This is a genomic window from Micromonospora sp. WMMC264 (assembly GCF_027497275.1).
Taxonomy (GTDB): Bacteria; Actinomycetota; Actinomycetes; order Mycobacteriales; family Micromonosporaceae; genus Micromonospora; species Micromonospora chalcea.
Genome location: NZ_CP114907.1, coordinates 4,256,955 through 4,273,045 on the forward strand (window position 1 = coordinate 4,256,955; position 16,091 = coordinate 4,273,045).

The window sequence follows — 16,091 nt, forward strand, 5'->3', positions numbered from 1 at the left end:
CCCACCGAAAGGGCCGAAACTGCAAGATCAACGGGGGTCAGGGGGCGAGAGGGCAGGGTCAGCAGCGGGGGACGGTGCCGCCGTAGATCGAGGACAGGTACGCGTGGCTGACGTAGGCGCCGCCGACCAGGCGGTACCACCTCGTCGTGGTGCGATAGGTACCGGTGATCTTCTGCCCGGTCACGTAGCACTGCACCGGCACCTGGGCGTACGTGGCGGCCAGGCCACGGCTCGCGTACGAGGTGCCCGCCCCGGCGCGCAGGTTCAGCGGCCCGGAGCCGACGACCGCTCGCGCCCCGCCACCTGTCCACAGCAGCGTCACGTCCACCCACGCGTTGTCGGTGAGCCGCAGCCCGTCCCAGAACGTCCCGTCGGCCAGGTCCAGCCCGGCCGGGTTGCGCACGGTGCGTCCGAACTGGTCCAGCCCGCCGTTGTAGTTGCTCTGGTACGCCGCCTGGGCCTCGGGCCGCCCGCGCGGCAGGTCCTTCCAGTTCTCCCGGATCGACGACGGGTTCCACCAGTCGTCGCGGGTGTTCCACGGGCCGACGTCCCAGACCGGGGCGTACTCGCAGCGGCTTCCGCTGGTGGTGCAGACCTTGACCGTGTAGTCGCCGGTGCCACGCGGGGACAGTCCGCGCCGGCTGGGCAGCGCCGCGAAGTGGTCCCGGGCGCGTACGGTGTGCCCGTTCGCGGTGGTGCCGCCGACCAGGCCGATCCGGGTCGCGTACACCCGGTAGGTGAGCGGAGCGGCCGGCTGGACCGCAGTGGTGGCGGCCGAGTCGGCGGCGAGCGTCAGCCCGGTGACTGTGGCCTCCGAGGCGGCGTCCCGGGTGGTCAGCACGACGCGCGCCTGCACCCGGCGGACCGGTTCGTCGAACACGGCCTCGGCGGCGTCGCGCCACTCGGTCCAGCCCCGGGCGCGCCAGCCGCGCACCTGGGCCACCGCCGTACCCCCGTCGCCGGTGCGGGCGGTGAGCCGGGCGCGTACCCGGGTGGCGGGCCGGTCCAGGACGCGCGGCGCGGAGAGCAGGATGCCCTCGGCGACCGGACCGCCCACGGCGGCCGGGCGGGTGCGGGCGGAGGGGCGGGGATCGGCCAGCCGGAGGCGGCCGGAACGCCAGGCGACGTTGACGTCGTCGCCACCGGCGACGGCGAGGTCGACGGACCAGCGTTCGGGGTCGGGCGCGCCGGCGCGAGCCGGCACGGCGGTGGACGGGTGCGCGGCCGACGCGGGCGTGCCGGGCAGTCCGGCGGCCACGGTGAGCAGGGCAGTCAGGGCGACGACGATACGACGTCCGGAATGAGCCATCAGCATTCTCCTCAGAACCCCCTGATCGTTGCGTTTCCGCTGATCAAGTGGAACCTCAGTACAAATGGCGACACATGCGAATTCTGTTCGGTAGGGAACAATGGCGGGGTGCCCGAAGGCGACACCGTCTGGAACACGGCGCGCGTCCTGGATCGCGCGCTGGCCGGGGCCCGGCTCACCGGGTCCGACTTCCGCGTGCCGCAGCTCGCCGCCACCGACCTGACCGGCTGGACCGTGCGCGAGTCGGCCAGCCGGGGCAAATACCTGCTGCTGCGCCTCACCGCGCCCACCGCAGCGCAGTGGACGCTGCACTCGCACCTGCGGATGGACGGCGCATGGCGCGCGTACACCCCGGGTGAGCGCTGGACGGCGCGGCCGGCGCACCTGATCCGCGTGGTGCTCCGCTCCCCCGGCGCGGTCGCCGTCGGCTACCACCTGCACGAGCTGGCGCTGGTGCCGACGGCCGAGGAGCTGTCGCTCGTCGGTCACCTCGGCCCGGACCTGCTGGGCCCGGACTGGGACGCCGACGAGGCGGTACGCCGCCTCGCGGCCGAGCCGGAACGCACCATCGGTGAGGCGCTGCTGGACCAGCGCAACCTCGCCGGGGTGGGCAACCTCTACAAGTGCGAGGTGCTGTTCCTGCGCGGGGTGTCCCCGTGGACGCCGGTGGGCGCGGTGCCGGACCTGCCGGGCACCGTCGCGCTGGCGCAGCGGCTGCTCGCGGCGAACCGGGGCCGCTGGACGCAGAGCACGACCGGGGTGCTGCGCCGGGGCGGGACCAGCTACGTCTACGGCCGCCGGGCCCAGCCGTGCCGGCGCTGCGGGACGGCCATCCGCAAGGAGGAGCTGGGCGAACGGGTCACCTACTGGTGCCCGGTCTGCCAGCCCGACCGTTCCTGACGTGGAACTTCCACGAAACGCCAAAGATCGCCGAGATAGGGACGATTGGGTACTTCCGTCCCACCCCCGTGGCGTCGCATGCTGCGATTGACCGCTCACCGATCGTCAGCAGCGCGTACGCCCGCCACGCCGGGGTGTCGGCCGGCGCGCCCCGACCCCGGGGAGAGCCATGGTGCTGTTCCGCAGACTCCGGCCGGGACGGCCGGACCGGGCCGGAGTCGCCGAGGAGACCGCGTTCGCCGGTTCCGCGGCGCGGGGCGTTCCCGCCGCGCGCGCCGGCGACGACGAGCCGGGGGCCACCCCGGCGAGCCTGGACCCGGCCGCCGTCCCGCGCCTGTTCGGCCCCGTGCCGAACACCGCCGCCAGCCCGCTGCCCACGCTCGACGCCGACGGCCGCCCGGCGCCGGGCACCGGCATCCGCAAGTTCGTCGACCCGCTGCCGCTACCAGGGCAGCCCGCCACCGACGGGCTCGGCGCCCGCCTGCCGGTAGCGGTCCCGGACACCATCACCTGGCCGGGCTGCGACTACTACGAGATCGGCCTCCAGGAGTACGCGCAGCGCCTGCACCGCGACCTGCCGGCCACCCGGCTGCGCGGCTACCGGCAGCTCAACCTGGGCACCGACGCCGCCGGCCACAACACGGTCAGCCCACCGGACCGCCCCTGGCACCTCGGCCCGATGATCGTCGCGCGGCGGGGCCGCCCGGTCCGGATCAAGTTCATCAACCAACTCCCCACCGGACGGGCGGGCGAGCTGTTCCTGCCGGTGGACGAGACCGTCGACGGGGCCGGCGCCGGCCCGCTGGACGGTCCCGCGCCGTACCCGCAGAACCGGGCCGTGCCGCACCTGTCCGGCGCGCAGACCGGGTGGATCAGCGCCGGCAACCCGTGGCAGTGGGTGACCCCGGCCGGCGAGATCACCCCGTACCCGGCCGGGGTGGGTGTCACCCCGGTGCCGGACATGCCGCCGCCCGGCGCGGGCGCCACCACGCTGTACTTCCCGAACGAGCAGAGCGGCCGGCTGATGTGGCTGCACGACAACACGCTCGGCCTGTCCCGGCTCACCGTCTACTCCGGGCAGATCGCGCTGTACCTGCTCACCGACCCCGCCGAGGACCGCCTCGTGGACGACGGCGTGCTGCCCGCGGAACAGTTCCCGCTGGTGATCGAGGACAAGACGTTCGTACCCGACGACGCGCAACTCGCCGCCCAGGACCCGACCTGGGACCGGGACCGCTGGGGCGCCAAGGGCAGCCTCTGGCACCCGCACGTCTACCAGCCCCGGCAGAACCCGTACCGGATCACCGGCGGCAACCCCACCGGCCGCTGGGACTACGGCCCGTGGACCCACGACCCGGACGGCGGGGCCAGCCCGTGGGTCGCCCCGGTGCCGAACCCGCACCACGACCCCGACGCCGACCCGGACGAGCCGCCGCTGGCGCCCGCCGTGCCGCACCCGTCGGCGGTGCCCGAGGCGTACGGGGACACCCCGCTCGTCAACGGCGTGGCCTACCCGTACCTGGAGGTCGCCCCGCGCGCGTACCGGTTCCGGATCCTCAACGCCTGCGCGGACCGGGCACTCAACCTGCAGCTCTACCGGGCCGCTTCGGACGGCCCGATGTGGGCCGACGACGGCAGCCCGGCCGACCCGGACGCCGGCGAGGTGCCGATGGTCGAGGCGGTACGCGCGCCCGGACGGCCCGCGTACTGGCCGGTGGACGGGCGCGACGGCGGCGTGCCCGACCCGGCCGCCGCCGGACCCGACCTGATCCAGATAGGCAACGAGAGCGGCCTGCTCCCCGCCCCGGTGGTGCTCGCCAACCGGCCGGTGGACTACCGCTACGACAGGCAGGACCCGACGGTGCTCAACGTGGACGGGCACGCGCTGCTGCTGGCCCCCGGCGAGCGGGCCGACGTGATCGTGGACTTCGCCACCGTGCCGCCGGGCAGCACGCTGATCCTCTACAACGACTGCCCCGCGCCGCTGCCCCGGTTCGACCCGCGCTACGACCACCACACCGGCGCGCCCGACCGGACCGGCTCGGGCGGGCTGCCGCCGACCCGGCCCGGCTACGGCCCGAACACCCGCACGCTGCTCCAGATCCGGGTCACCGGCAGCCCTGCGCAGCCGTACGACACGCGCCGGCTCGCCGACCGGCTACCCGGGGCGTACGCGCACAGCCAGCCGCCGCCGATCGTGCCGCAACCGGCGTACGACGCCGCGTTCGGCACCCACACCCCGCGTCCGACGCTCGTCGGCGCGCGGGACGGCTCGGTCACGTTCACCCCGCCCGGCGCGGCGGCCCCGGTCACGCTGCCGCTGGCGGTGAAGTCGGTCGGGCAGGTGTTCGAGCCCCGGCACGGCCGCGCGGTGGGCCGGCTCGGAGTCGGCCACCCGGTCAGCGGGCCGCTGCTGCCGGCCACGCTGCCGCTGGGCCCGGTGGAACCCGCCACCGAGGTGCTGCACGCCACCGACCCGGCCGTACCGGTCGGCGCGCCGGGCGACGGCACGCAACTGTGGCGGATCGTCGGCGACGCGCCGCGCACCCATCCGGTGCACATCGAAGGCTGCGACGTGCAACTGGTCAACCGGGTCGGCTGGGACGGCACGCTGCGCCCGCCCGAGCCGGGCGAGCTGGGCTGGAAGGACACCGTCCGGGTCAACCCCCGGGAGGACGTCGTGGTGGCGCTGCGTCCCGTACCGCCGCCCCTGCCGTTCAAGATCAGCGACAGCGTACGGCTGCTCGACCCGTCCCGGCCCGCCGGCGCGCGGCTGGACGCGAGCCCGGTCAGCCCGGCCGACGGCCGCCCCGCCACGGTGGTCAACCAACTCGTCAACCTGGGCTGGGAGTACCGCTGGCAGACCCGCTCGGCGGGACTGCGCGACCAGGGCATGAGCCGTCCACTGGTGCTGCGGGTGGCACCCAAGGCGCCCACCGGGCTGACCGCCACCCCGGCGCCCGGCAGCGCCACCGCGCTGCCCGCCATCGCGCTGACCTGGACCGGCAACGGCAGCCGCCCGGTGCCCACCAGCCACCTGCTGCAACGCGCCACCGACAGCGCCTTCACCGCCGGGCTGACCGAGATCACCGTGGCCGCCACCGCGACCCGCTACACCGACGCGACAGTCACCCCCGGCGTCACCTACCACTACCGGATCCGCGCCGAGAACGCGGTGAGCTGCTCGTCCTGGTCGAATGCCGTACCGGCGGCGGTGCGTCTGGCCGCGCCGGCCCGGCTCACCGCGGCGGTGCCGCCGACCGCGCCACTGCGGGTGGCGCTGCGCTGGGCGAACCACTCCTTCGCCACCGGTGTGGACGTGCAGCGCGCCACCAACCCGACGTTCAGCAGCGGCCCGGGGACCACTGCCATCGCCGTGGGCGAGAACCACGTGGACCCGGCCGTCGCGCCGGACACCACGTACTACTACCGGGTACGCACGACGTACCTCGGCGCGGCGTCCCCCTGGTCGACAGTGGCCCGGGTGACCACCCCGGCCCGGCCGACGACGCCCACGGCGGTGAGCGTCATCGCGAGCGCGCCGGGACCGGACACCGCCACCGTGACGCTGAGCTGGTCGGCCGAGACGCCGGCCGGACCGGGCGCCGGCTTCATCGTGCAGCGCGCCACCGACGCCGCGTTCACCAGGGAGCCGGCCACGTTCCGCGTCACCGGCCGCGGCTTCACCAACACCGGCCTGGCGCGCTCCACCACCTACTACTACCGAGTACGCACGACGAACGTGGTTGGCACGTCCCCCTGGACCCCACCAACCCCCATAACCACCCCCACCTAGCCCTCCCTCTCAGGGTCGATCATGAAGTTGACGGCAGATTCCGAGATCAACAACACCGCCAACCTCATGATCACCGGCGCGAGCGGGAGCAACGCCCTGCGCTCACCCCGACACGGTCCGGTCCGCCTCGGTCGGCAACCCCGCCCGTTGATCAAGGAGTTTGTGTCCATTTCCCGCCCTCCACAGGACACGAACTCCTTGATCACCGGCCCACAGGCACGAGGGTCAAAGCACGGGAAAGGAAGCCCGCCCTAGCCGAACGAGGGCCGCACGATCATGAGGTTGACGGCGGAATCCGAGATCAACAACACCGCCAACCTCATGATCACCGGCGCTGGCGGGGCGATGGGCGGGTGTGGGGGTGCCTGACCGCGAGTTGCCCGCCCGGGCAGACCGAAGCCCTCCGCCCGCCCCCTGTCCGCGCCGGTGATCAAGGAGTTGGTGTACGGATTCGGCCCGCCTCAGGACACAAACTCCTTGATCAACGCGCGGGACGACAATCGCGCGGGACGATCAGCGCGCGGGGGATCGGCGTGCGGCGGGGGCGGTCAGCGTCCGGGCTGGGGGGCTCGGAGGGGGGTGCGGAGTTCGGCCAGGGCGGAGGCCACCCCGTGCAGCAGGTCGGTGGCCTCGGTCAGCCGCGCGGCGGCCGGGTGCGCGGTGTCGGGACGGGCGTCCTCGGCGACGTAGCCGGCGGCGGCCACCACCAGCCGCTCGTACGCGGCCACCCCGTCCTCCAACTGGGCCACCAGCGTGGCGTGCACCTCGTCCAGCGTGCTCTGCGGGGTCAGCTTCGCCGCGCGTTCCACGCCCGCCACCCGGTTCGCCAGCTCACGCAGCGAACGATCGGCCTCGGCCGCCTCCCGGACCGCCGGCTCGGCCAGACCGGTCAGCCGTCCGGCGAGCCCGGCCAGGGTGAGCGCGGCCCGGTCCAGCCGTGCCCACGGCTCGGCCGCGGCGGTGCCGCGCAGCGCCATGCGGGAGCGGACCCGGCGTACCTCGGCCAGGACACCCGGCCCGACGGGCAGCCGCTCGACGGCGGCGACCAGCCGGGCGCGGGAGCGGGCGGCGGCCTCCGCCGGGTCGAGGGCGGGCGGCGCCGGCACTGCTGCGAGCGCCCGGTGGTCGGCCCAGCGCCAGGCGGCGATCGCGATGGCGCTGCCCGCGGCGCCGGCCCAGGCCGCGTCCGGCAGGCCCAGTCCGGCGTACGGGGTGAGCACCGCCGCGGCGCCGCCGAGCCCGCCGGCCAGCACGCTCCACCGTCGCGCCGAGTTGCGCAGCCTGCGCAACCTGCGGAAATATCGGGCCCGCTCGTCGGCCATGGTGTTCGCCCCTCCGTCAGCCGGTCGTGCTCTCCCCGGTGCCGCGCTCCCGGCTCATGCTGGCCCGGATCTCGTCGAGCCGGGCGGCGGCCGGGTCGGCCGGCTGCCCGACGGCGGGGGTCTCCTGCCGGCCACCGAGCTGCTCGCCGGCCATGCTCGACCGGATCTGTTCCAGTCTCGCCGATCCGGCCGAGTCGAGCGTGGCCTTCTGGATCTCCAGCATCCGGCCCTCGACCGAGTTGCCGGCCAGCTCGGCGCGGCCCATGGCGGTGGCGTAGCGGCGTTCGATCCGGTCGCGGACCTCGTCGAGCGACGGGGTGTTGGCGGGTGCGGTGAGCGACGACATCGACTCCAGCGAGCGGGCCACGCTCTCCTGCATCTTGGCCTGCTCCAGCTGGCTGAGCAGCTTGGTGCGCTCGGCCAGCTTCTGCTGGAGGATCATTGAGTTGTTCTCGACCGCCCTGCGGGCCTGGGCGGCCGCGCCGAGCGCCTGGTCGTGCAGCGTCTTGAGGTCCTCCAGGGCCTGCTCGGCGGAGACCAGCTGGGTGGCCAGCATCTGGGCGGTCTGCTCGTAGCGCCCGGCCTCGGCCTCGTCGCCCCGGCCCCGGGCCTGGTCGGCCACTGCGAGCGCCTGCCGCGCGTTGCCCTGGAGCTGTTCCACCTCGGTCATCTGCCGGGACAGCTTCATCTCCAGCTGGCGCTGGTTGCCGATCACCGCGGCCGCCTGCTGCACCAGCGCCTGGTGCTGGCGCTGCGCCTCCTCGACGGCCTGCTGGATCTGCACCTTCGGATCGGCGTGCTCGTCGATCTTCGCGCCGAAGAGCGCCATCAGGTATTTCCAACCCTTGACGAACGGGTTAGCCATCTCCGCCTCGTCCCCTCAGTAGCGTCGCGCCTACATCGTTCCAGCCGGACGCCACTCCGGCACCCGTACGCTCCTGATCAACAGTACGACGCGGACGCCAGCACCGCCCACGACGCGACAGCCGGGGTCAGGCGGCGCAGACCACGTCCCGCTCCGCGGGGCGTACCCGGGTGCTGCGCAGCGTGGCCTTGAGCGGCGAGTCCTGCCGGACCTGGACGGCGACCGCGCCGTCGGTGGTGACCTGCCGGACACCGCGGTTGGTCGCCTTACGCACGGCGGCCGTGGCCACCGGGGCCGGCTCGTCGGCCACCGGGACCAGCACGCCGGGCATCTGCTCGGCGAGGGCGACGGTGTCGCTCACCTCGCGCAGCAGTTCCGACAGGCGGGCGCCGAGCGCGTCGCAGATGGCGGCCAGCAGCTCGCTCGACGGTTCCTTCTGGCCGCGTTCGATCTCGGACAGGTAGCCCAGGCTGACGTTGGCGGCGGACGACACCTCGCGGAGGGTGCGGTGCTGCCCCTGCCTGCGTGTCCGCAGCGCGTCACCGATCACCCGGCGTAGCAGGACCATCGCACCTCCCCCTGGACGGGACCACCATGCCCGGCCGAGCCGCGCCGGGCACCGGACGCGGAGACCGCTCCGGCGCCGACGGCGACCGTCGGAGCCTTCCCGCAACCGTACCCGTTGGTTGCCACGACGACATCCCACCCCGCCTCTGAAAATCCGTGCGGATCGGCCGGCCGGCGGGCCCGCGGCCGGGCGTGTCGGCGCCGGGCCGGCTCATCGGGGGCCGACCCCCGCCGCCTCGGTGGCGTCGGCGTCCTCGGGGAGCTGGATGCGGTCGGCGAGCAGCCGCAGCGCCTCGATCACCACGGCCGAGCGGATGTGGTCGCGGCCGCCGTCGAGGTCGAGCCGGCGCACCTGCGTGCCGTCCGGCCCGGCGACCGCCACGTAGACCAGGCCGACCGGCTTGCCGTCCTGCGGCTCCGGCCCGGCGACGCCGGTGGTGGCCAGGCCCCAGTCCGCGCCGCACCGCTGCCGTCCGCCCTCGGCCAGGGCGGCGGCCACGTCGGGATCGACCGGGCCGCGCTCGGCCAGCAGGTCCTCCGGTACGCCGGCGAGCGTCGCCTTGAGTTCGGTGGCGTAGACCACCATGCCGCCCCGGTAGATCGAGCTGACCCCGGCGATCTCCACGACCGCCGCGGCGAGCAGCCCGCCGGTCAGCGACTCGACGGTGGCCAGCGTCTGGCCGCACTCGTGCAGGCGGTGCACGACGGAGGCCGCCGGGTTGCCGGCGGGCCGCTGGTGTCTCTCGTCGGTGTCCATGCCCGCCCTCTCTTCCCGCGCCAGGGCGGCTTACTCTTCGGCCGCCCGGAGCGACGAGCCGGCTGCCCGGGTCAACGGGCCGGACGCCGCAGCCGCAACGCCTGGGCGATGTAGTCGAACCCGGTGACCACGGTGACCACCACCGCCGCGCCCATGATCCACGGGCCGATCGCGGCGAGCGCCTCCGGCATCGGCCAGAGGTACCAGGTGATCGCCAGGATCTGCAGCGCCGTCTTGACCTTGCCGCCCCGGCTGGCCGCGATCACGCCGTGCCGGATCACCCAGAAGCGCAGCGCGGTGATGCCCAGCTCACGGGCGAGGATCACCACAGTCACCCACCAGGGCAGGCGGTCGTAGACGGAGAGCAGCACCAGCGCGGCGCCGGTGAGCGCCTTATCGGCGATCGGGTCGGCGACCTTGCCCAGCGAGGTGACCAGCTCGAACCGGCGGGCGATCCAGCCGTCGACCAGGTCGGTCGCCGACGCCACCACGAAGATCAGGCAGGCGGCCATCCGCCAGCCCGCGTGGGTCATCGCGGACGCGACCACGGTGGCCGCGAAGACGGGCACCAGCACCAGGCGCGCGCCGGTCAGCACATTCGCCGCGTTGAGCAGCGGTACGGGGGCGGCCGCCGTCGACTCCGCTCCCGTCATGTCCCGCATCGCCCCACGTGGCTTCCCCGCTTCGTCCGGGCCCGCCGTCACCGTACCGCGCCGGGCGCCGCCGAGATCATCTCATCCGGTACGGCGACCAGGTCCACGCCCTCGGTGGCGGTGACGGTGGCCCGGACCAGGTCACCGGGGCGCAACGCGGCCAGGTCGACGCCGCCGCCGACCGGCGCGACGAGCGTGGTCGAGCCGTCGACCTCGGGCGCCTGGTGGGCGGCCCGCCCCTCCACCACGCCGTCCGCGACCGAGTCCACAAGCACCTCCACCGTCGCGCCGAGGCGTTCCTCGGCGCGCTGCGAGCAGAGTTCGTCGGCCAGCGCGCTGAGCTTGTCGTACCGCCGCTTGATCGTGGCGGCGGAGACCTTGCCGGCCAGTCCGGCGGCCTCGGTGCCGTCCTCGTCGCTGTAGTCGAACATGCCGATCGCGTCCAGCCGCGCCTCGGTCAGGAACCGGACCAGCTCGGCCACGTCCTGCTTCGTCTCGCCGGGGAAGCCGACGATGAAGTTGCTGCGCGCGCCCGCGTCCGGCGCCAGCGCGCGGGCGGAGGCGAGCAGCTCCAGGAACCGGTCGGTGGAGCCGAAGCGCCGCATCCGGCGCAGCACCGGCTCGCTGGAGTGCTGGAACGACAGGTCGAAGTACGCGGCCACGCCGGGCGTGGTGGCGATCACCTCGACCAGGCCGGGCCGGGTCTCGGCGGGCTGGAGGTAGCTGGCGCGGACCCGCACGATGCCGTCGATCGCGGCGAGCTGCGGCAGCAGCTTCTCCAGCGCGCGCGGGTCGCCCAGGTCCTTGCCGTACGAGGTGGAGTTCTCGCTGACCAGCACCAGCTCGCGGACGCCGGTCTTGGCCAGCCACTCGGCCTCGGCGAGCAGCTCGTCCGGGGTACGCGAGACGAACGCCCCGCGGAACGCCGGGATGGCGCAGAACGCGCAGCGCCGGTCGCAGCCGCTGGCGAGCTTCAGCGAGGCCACCGGGCCGGTGTCGAGCCGGTGCCGCAACACCTGCCGCAGGTGCGCCGGGGTGTGCGCGTCGGTCTCCGGCGCGACCCGGGCCGGGGTGCCGTGCCCGGGCAGCGACACCGCCGCGTCGCGGCGCTTCACCGGGGTCAGCGGCAGCAGCTCCCGCCGGTCGCGGGGGGTGTGCGCGCCGATCGCCTCACCGGCGAGCACCGAGTCGAGCCGGGCGGCGATGTCCGGGTAGTCGTCGAAGCTGAGCACCGCCTGCGCCTCGGGGAGGCTGTCGGCCAGCTCACGGCCGTACCGCTCGGCCATGCACCCGGCGGCGACGACCTTCGCGCCGGTGTCGGCGGCGGCCAGCAGCGTCTGGATCGAGTCCTGCTTGGCCTTCTCGACGAAGCCGCAGGTGTTCACCACCACCACGTCGGCACCCTCGCCGTCGGTGGTGACCTGCCATCCGTCGGCGTGCAGCCGGGCGGCCAGCTCCTCCGAGTCGACCTCGTTGCGGGCGCAGCCGAGGGTCAGCAGGGCGACCCGGCGCCCGTCGGATTGCGGGGTGGAGGAGGTGGCAGACACCATCCGAGGGTACCGGGCCGGTTCCGTACCGCCACGCCGCCCGTCCGGCACGCTCAGCGGACGGGAGCGGCCACGCGGGCCAGCCGGTCGAGCAGGAACACCTCGGTGCCGGCCAGACCGGTGGAGCAGAAGACCGAGATCTGGTCCGCGCCGGTCCGGCCGGGGACCGCCCCGGCCAGCACCGCGCCCAGGTCGCGCAACCGACCGGCGTACGGCTCGACGGCGGCGAGCATCGGCGGCACGTACGCGGCGGCCTGCCCGGGCGAGTCGGTGACCAGCAGGTCGGCGGCGTCGAGCAGGTCGGGGCCGAACTCGTGCCGGTCGGTCTGCTTGAAGCCGACGGTGTTGACGTGCGTGCCGGGGGCCAGGTCGGCGGCGTCGATCACCGGGACGGTGCTGGTGGTGGCGAGCACCACCACGTCGCGGTCGCGCACCGCGGCGGCGGCCGAGCCGACGGCGCGGGCCGGCACGCCCAGCTCGGCGCGGACCCGGGCGGCGAACGCCTCCCGCCGGGCCGCCGAGCGGCTGTACACGGTCACCTCGCGCAGCGGCCGGACCGCCGCGGCGGCCCAGACCTGGGTCCACGCCTGCCGGCCGGAGCCCACCACGCCGAGCGTGGCGGCGTCCGCGCGGGCCAGGGCGTCCACCGCCACGCCACCGAGTCCTCCGGTACGCCGGGAGCCCAGCTCCTCGCCGACGGCGATGGCGCGTACCGCGCCGGTGGTGGCGTCGTGCAGCACGACCAGTTGACCGCTCTCCGGGTGGCCGAACGTGTCGTAGGAGCGGAAGCCGTACCACTGCCCGATGAGGTGACCGGCGGTGAGCACCATCCGGCCCCCGCCCAGCGGCGCGGACGCCCGGGGCGGGGCGATGAGCCGCCCGGCGTATGCGGCCAGCAGCGCGTCCCGCATGGCCGCGACGGTGAGCGGGGCGTCCACGGCGGCCGCGACGTCGTCGTCGGAGAAGAGCACGGTCATGCCTTCCATCGTGCAACCTGAAGTTGACGTCAACTCCACCCATGGTGGGCTTTCTCACCCCGCCGCCCGTTCCGCCCGGCCGGTGCTACCGTCGGCCACGACGGCCCGCGGGCCGTCCCGGACGAGTGGTGGGCGTACCCGGTCAGGCCAAGACGCCCCGCGTGACCCGACCGTCGCCCGGCCCGCTCCACGCCGGGCCCGCCCGTCAGAGGTGATCTCATGGCCTGGCTCGTACTGGTGCTCTCCGGACTCCTGGAGACCGCGTGGGCGATCGCGCTCGATCGCAGCGCCGGCTTCACCCGTCCCCTCCCCTCCGCCGTCTTCGGCGTCACGCTCGTCGGCAGCATGGCCGGCCTGGCGTACGCGCTGCGCGACATCCCGGTCGGCACCGGCTACGCGGTGTGGGTCGGCATCGGCGCGGTGGGGACCGCGCTGGTGGGCATGCTCGCGCTCGGCGAGCCGGTCAACCTGCCGCGCGTGGCCTGCCTGCTGCTGGTGGTCGCCGGCGTGATCGGATTGAAGTTGTTCGCCTGATCGATGCCGCATCCGGTTTGGACGACGCGGCGGCCGGGGTACCGGATCTTTCGTTGACCGGTAGCGAGATCACTCACGGAGGAACCCCATGGCCGACATCCACGCCAGCGCCCGTCCGCGTACCAACGCCGCCCGGATCTGCACGATCATCGCGTTCGTCTTCGCGGCTCTCGCGATCTTCCTGTCCCCGCTGATCTTCGGCGTCCTCGGCCTGATCCTCGGCATCGTCGGCGCCGTCCTCGGCGACAAGCCGCTGGGCTGGTACGCCGCCGCCGCGAGCGTGGTCGGCGCGATCATCGGCGCCGTGCTCGTCGCCGCGCTGCTCAACTGAGCCGGAAACCGCCGACGGCGGCTCCCACCTGACGGTGGGGGCCGCCGTCGTCCGTCGTGGGTCGTCAGTCCTCGCCGCCGCGCAGGCCGGCCAGGACCTCCTCCAGCTCGTCCGGCTTGACCAGCACGTCGCGGGCCTTGGAGCCCTCGGACGGCCCGACCACGCCGCGGGTCTCCATCAGGTCCATCAACCGGCCCGCCTTGGCGAAGCCGACACGCAGCTTGCGCTGGAGCATCGAGGTCGACCCGAACTGCGAGGTGACCACCAGCTCGACCGCCTGCACGAGCAGGTCCAGGTCGTCGCCGATGTCCTCGTCGATCTTCTTCTTGCTGTCCTGCGCCGGGGCGAGCACGTCCGGGCGGAACTCCGGCTCCCGCTGGTCCTTGCAGAACTTGACCACGTCGGCGATCTCGCGCTCGGTGACCCAGGCGCCCTGGATGCGCTGCGGCTTCGACGCGCCCATCGGCAGGAACAGGCCGTCGCCGCGGCCCAGCAGCTTCTCCGCGCCGGGCTGGTCCAGGATGACCCGCGAGTCGGCGAGCGAGGAGGTGGCGAACGCGAGCCGGGACGGCACGTTCGCCTTGATCAGGCCGGTGACCACGTCCACCGAGGGCCGCTGGGTGGCCAGCACCAGGTGGATGCCGGCGGCGCGGGCGAGCTGGGTGATCCGGACGATGGAGTCCTCCACGTCGCGCGGCGCGACCATCATCAGGTCGGCCAGCTCGTCCACGATCACCAGCAGGTACGGGTACGGCCGCATCTCCCGCTCGCTGCCCGGCGGCGCCTTGATCTCGCCGTTGCGCACCTTGCGGTTGAAGTCGTCGATGTGCCGGACCCCGTTGGCGGCGAGGTCGTCGTAACGCATGTCCATCTCGCGGACGACCCACTCCAGCGAGTCGGCCGCCTTCTTCGGGTTGGTCACGATCGGCGTGACCAGGTGCGGGATGCCCTCGTAGCCGGTCATCTCGACGCGCTTCGGGTCGATCAGCAGCAGCCGCACCTCGTCCGGCGTGGCCCGGGTCAAAATGGACACAAGCAGACTGTTGAGGCAACTCGACTTGCCCGCGCCGGTGGCGCCCGCGATCAGGATGTGCGGCATCTTCGCGAGGTTGGCCACCACGTAGCCGCCCTCGATGTCCTTGCCGAGCGCCACCACCATCGGGTGGTGGTCGCTGGTCGCCTCGCGGGAGCGCAACACGTCGCCGAGCGACACGTTCTCCGGATCGGTGTTCGGGATCTCCACGCCGACCGCGCTCTTGCCCGGGATCGGGCTGAGGATGCGCACGTCCGGCGACTTCACCGCGTACGCGATGTTGCGGGACAGCTGGGTGATCCGCTCGACCTTGACGCCCGGGCCCAGCTCCACCTCGTACCGGGTGACCGTCGGGCCGCGGGTGAACCCGGTGACCGCGGCGTCCACGTCGAACTGCTCGAAGACGCCGGTCAGCGCGGCGATCACCTCGTCGTTGGCCTTGCTCCGGCTCTTCGGCTTGGCGCCGCTGCCGAGCAGGTTCGCCGGCGGCAGCGTGTAGTCGCCGGCCAGCCCGGTGAGCGCGAGCTGCTCGGCGCGGGTGGGCAGCGGCGAGTGCTCCGGCGGCTCGACCGGCTTGCGGTTCGCCGGCACCCGCGGCGGCTTGCGCGGCAGCACGAGCGTCTCCTGGAGGTCGACGCCGGCCAGTTCGTCGTCCGGGTCCAGCGGCTCCAGCGGCGACGGCATCCGCTTCGCCGGCCGCTTACGGGCCGGCTTCGCCGCCGCCTCGGCCTCGGCTTCCTCCTCATCGTCCTCGGGCGCGGCCGGGTCGGCGCGCAGACCGAGCCGCTCCGGGATCTTGTTGATCGGGGTCGCGGTGACCACGAGCAGGCCGAACACCAGCAGCAGAAGCAGCAGCGGCATCGCCACCCACGCGGTCACCGCCGACTTCAGCACGTCGCCCACGCCCGCGCCGATCAGGCCGCCGGCGTAGTCGCGCTGGACCTCGTCGACCGGGTTCTGCCCGATGTGCAGCATCGAGGCGGTCGCCAGCATCATCGAGCCCCAGCCGACCAGGCCGCGACCGCGGTGCTCGGGGTCGGCCGGGCTCCGCATCAGCCGCCACGCGCCGACCATGAACAGCACCGGAAGGATTATCGAGATGGCGCCGATGAACAGCCGTACGGTGTCGGCCAGGTGCCGGCCCACGGGCCCGGCGCCGCCGCCCCAGATGCCCACCGCGCTGAGGATGGCCAGGCCGAACAGCAGCAGCCCGGCGCCGTCGCGGCGGTGCTCCGGATCCAGCTCCCGGGTGGACGCGGCCTGCCGGCCGGCGGCCCGGAACGCCCAGCCCACCGTGTGGGCCAGTCCCATCCAGACGGCGCCCGCGGCGCGGCCGACGAACGCGGCCGGGGCCGGCCCGCGGCGCGCCGGCCGCCGCGCCGGTTTCCGCGCCGCCGCCTTCTTCGCCGGTTGCCGGGCGCGGTTGTTCGTGGTGCCACGCGGCGACGCGCCGCGCCGCCGGCTCGCCTGAGAGGTACGGCCCGCCATAGAGTCACGGTA

At 74.1% G+C, this 16,091-nt stretch carries 13 protein-coding genes and 1 riboswitch; of the genes, 4 read left to right on the top strand and 9 right to left on the bottom strand.

Features of this window, described 5'->3' with window-relative positions; all coding sequences use genetic code 11:
• Positions 1–58: 58 nt before the first annotated feature.
• Positions 59–1,309: a hypothetical protein gene (locus tag O7542_RS18400; RefSeq protein WP_281604947.1), complete on the bottom strand. Its 1,251-nt coding sequence runs from the start codon at positions 1,307–1,309 to the stop codon at positions 59–61.
• A 108-nt stretch (positions 1,310–1,417) separates the two neighbouring features.
• On the opposite strand from O7542_RS18400, the gene O7542_RS18405 reads away from it, so the two are divergent.
• Positions 1,418–2,209 carry a DNA-formamidopyrimidine glycosylase family protein gene (locus tag O7542_RS18405; RefSeq protein WP_281604948.1) on the top strand — a complete coding sequence of 264 codons (792 nt, stop codon included), beginning with the start codon at positions 1,418–1,420 and terminating at the stop codon, positions 2,207–2,209.
• 169 nt (positions 2,210–2,378) lie between these two features.
• Positions 2,379–6,005: a multicopper oxidase domain-containing protein gene (locus O7542_RS18410; protein ID WP_281604949.1), complete on the top strand. Its 3,627-nt coding sequence runs from the start codon at positions 2,379–2,381 to the stop codon at positions 6,003–6,005.
• Between the two features lie 548 nt (positions 6,006–6,553).
• On the opposite strand, the gene O7542_RS18415 is transcribed toward O7542_RS18410, so the two are convergent.
• From O7542_RS18415 to O7542_RS18445, 7 genes are all read right to left on the bottom strand, one after another.
• Positions 6,554–7,327 (bottom strand): hypothetical protein, encoded by a 774-nt coding sequence (locus O7542_RS18415; protein WP_113971771.1) that lies wholly within the window; start codon positions 7,325–7,327, stop codon positions 6,554–6,556.
• 16 nt (positions 7,328–7,343) lie between these two features.
• Complete coding sequence (locus O7542_RS18420) at positions 7,344–8,192, bottom strand: PspA/IM30 family protein (protein WP_281604950.1); 849 nt, start codon at positions 8,190–8,192, stop codon at positions 7,344–7,346.
• Positions 8,193–8,319: 127 nt separating this feature from the next.
• Positions 8,320–8,760 carry a helix-turn-helix transcriptional regulator gene (locus O7542_RS18425; RefSeq protein ID WP_043325770.1) on the bottom strand — a complete coding sequence of 147 codons (441 nt, stop codon included), beginning with the start codon at positions 8,758–8,760 and terminating at the stop codon, positions 8,320–8,322.
• 210 nt (positions 8,761–8,970) lie between these two features.
• On the bottom strand, positions 8,971–9,516 hold the full coding sequence (locus O7542_RS18430) for a CinA family protein (protein ID WP_166455493.1): 546 nt from the start codon (positions 9,514–9,516) through the stop codon (positions 8,971–8,973).
• Between the two features lie 71 nt (positions 9,517–9,587).
• Positions 9,588–10,169 carry a CDP-diacylglycerol--glycerol-3-phosphate 3-phosphatidyltransferase gene (gene pgsA / locus O7542_RS18435; RefSeq protein ID WP_030503388.1) on the bottom strand — a complete coding sequence of 194 codons (582 nt, stop codon included), beginning with the start codon at positions 10,167–10,169 and terminating at the stop codon, positions 9,588–9,590.
• Between the two features lie 47 nt (positions 10,170–10,216).
• Complete coding sequence (rimO, locus tag O7542_RS18440) at positions 10,217–11,719, bottom strand: 30S ribosomal protein S12 methylthiotransferase RimO (protein ID WP_043325775.1); 1,503 nt, start codon at positions 11,717–11,719, stop codon at positions 10,217–10,219.
• 50 nt (positions 11,720–11,769) lie between these two features.
• On the bottom strand, positions 11,770–12,693 hold the full coding sequence (locus tag O7542_RS18445; RefSeq protein WP_281604951.1) for an ornithine cyclodeaminase family protein: 924 nt from the start codon (positions 12,691–12,693) through the stop codon (positions 11,770–11,772).
• 96 nt (positions 12,694–12,789) lie between these two features.
• Positions 12,790–12,855: riboswitch (guanidine-III (ykkC-III) riboswitch) on the top strand.
• A 57-nt stretch (positions 12,856–12,912) separates the two neighbouring features.
• On the opposite strand from O7542_RS18445, the gene O7542_RS18450 reads away from it, so the two are divergent.
• Positions 12,913–13,227, top strand: a complete 315-nt coding sequence (locus O7542_RS18450; protein ID WP_043325778.1) for a multidrug efflux SMR transporter — start codon at positions 12,913–12,915, stop codon at positions 13,225–13,227.
• 88 nt (positions 13,228–13,315) lie between these two features.
• Positions 13,316–13,558, top strand: coding sequence for a hypothetical protein (locus O7542_RS18455; protein ID WP_043325780.1), 243 nt, complete (start codon positions 13,316–13,318; stop codon positions 13,556–13,558).
• Positions 13,559–13,622: 64 nt separating this feature from the next.
• Here O7542_RS18455 and O7542_RS18460 read toward each other — a convergent pair whose 3' ends face one another.
• Positions 13,623–16,079 (bottom strand): DNA translocase FtsK, encoded by a 2,457-nt coding sequence (locus O7542_RS18460; RefSeq protein WP_043325782.1) that lies wholly within the window; start codon positions 16,077–16,079, stop codon positions 13,623–13,625.
• Positions 16,080–16,091 lie beyond the last annotated feature (12 nt).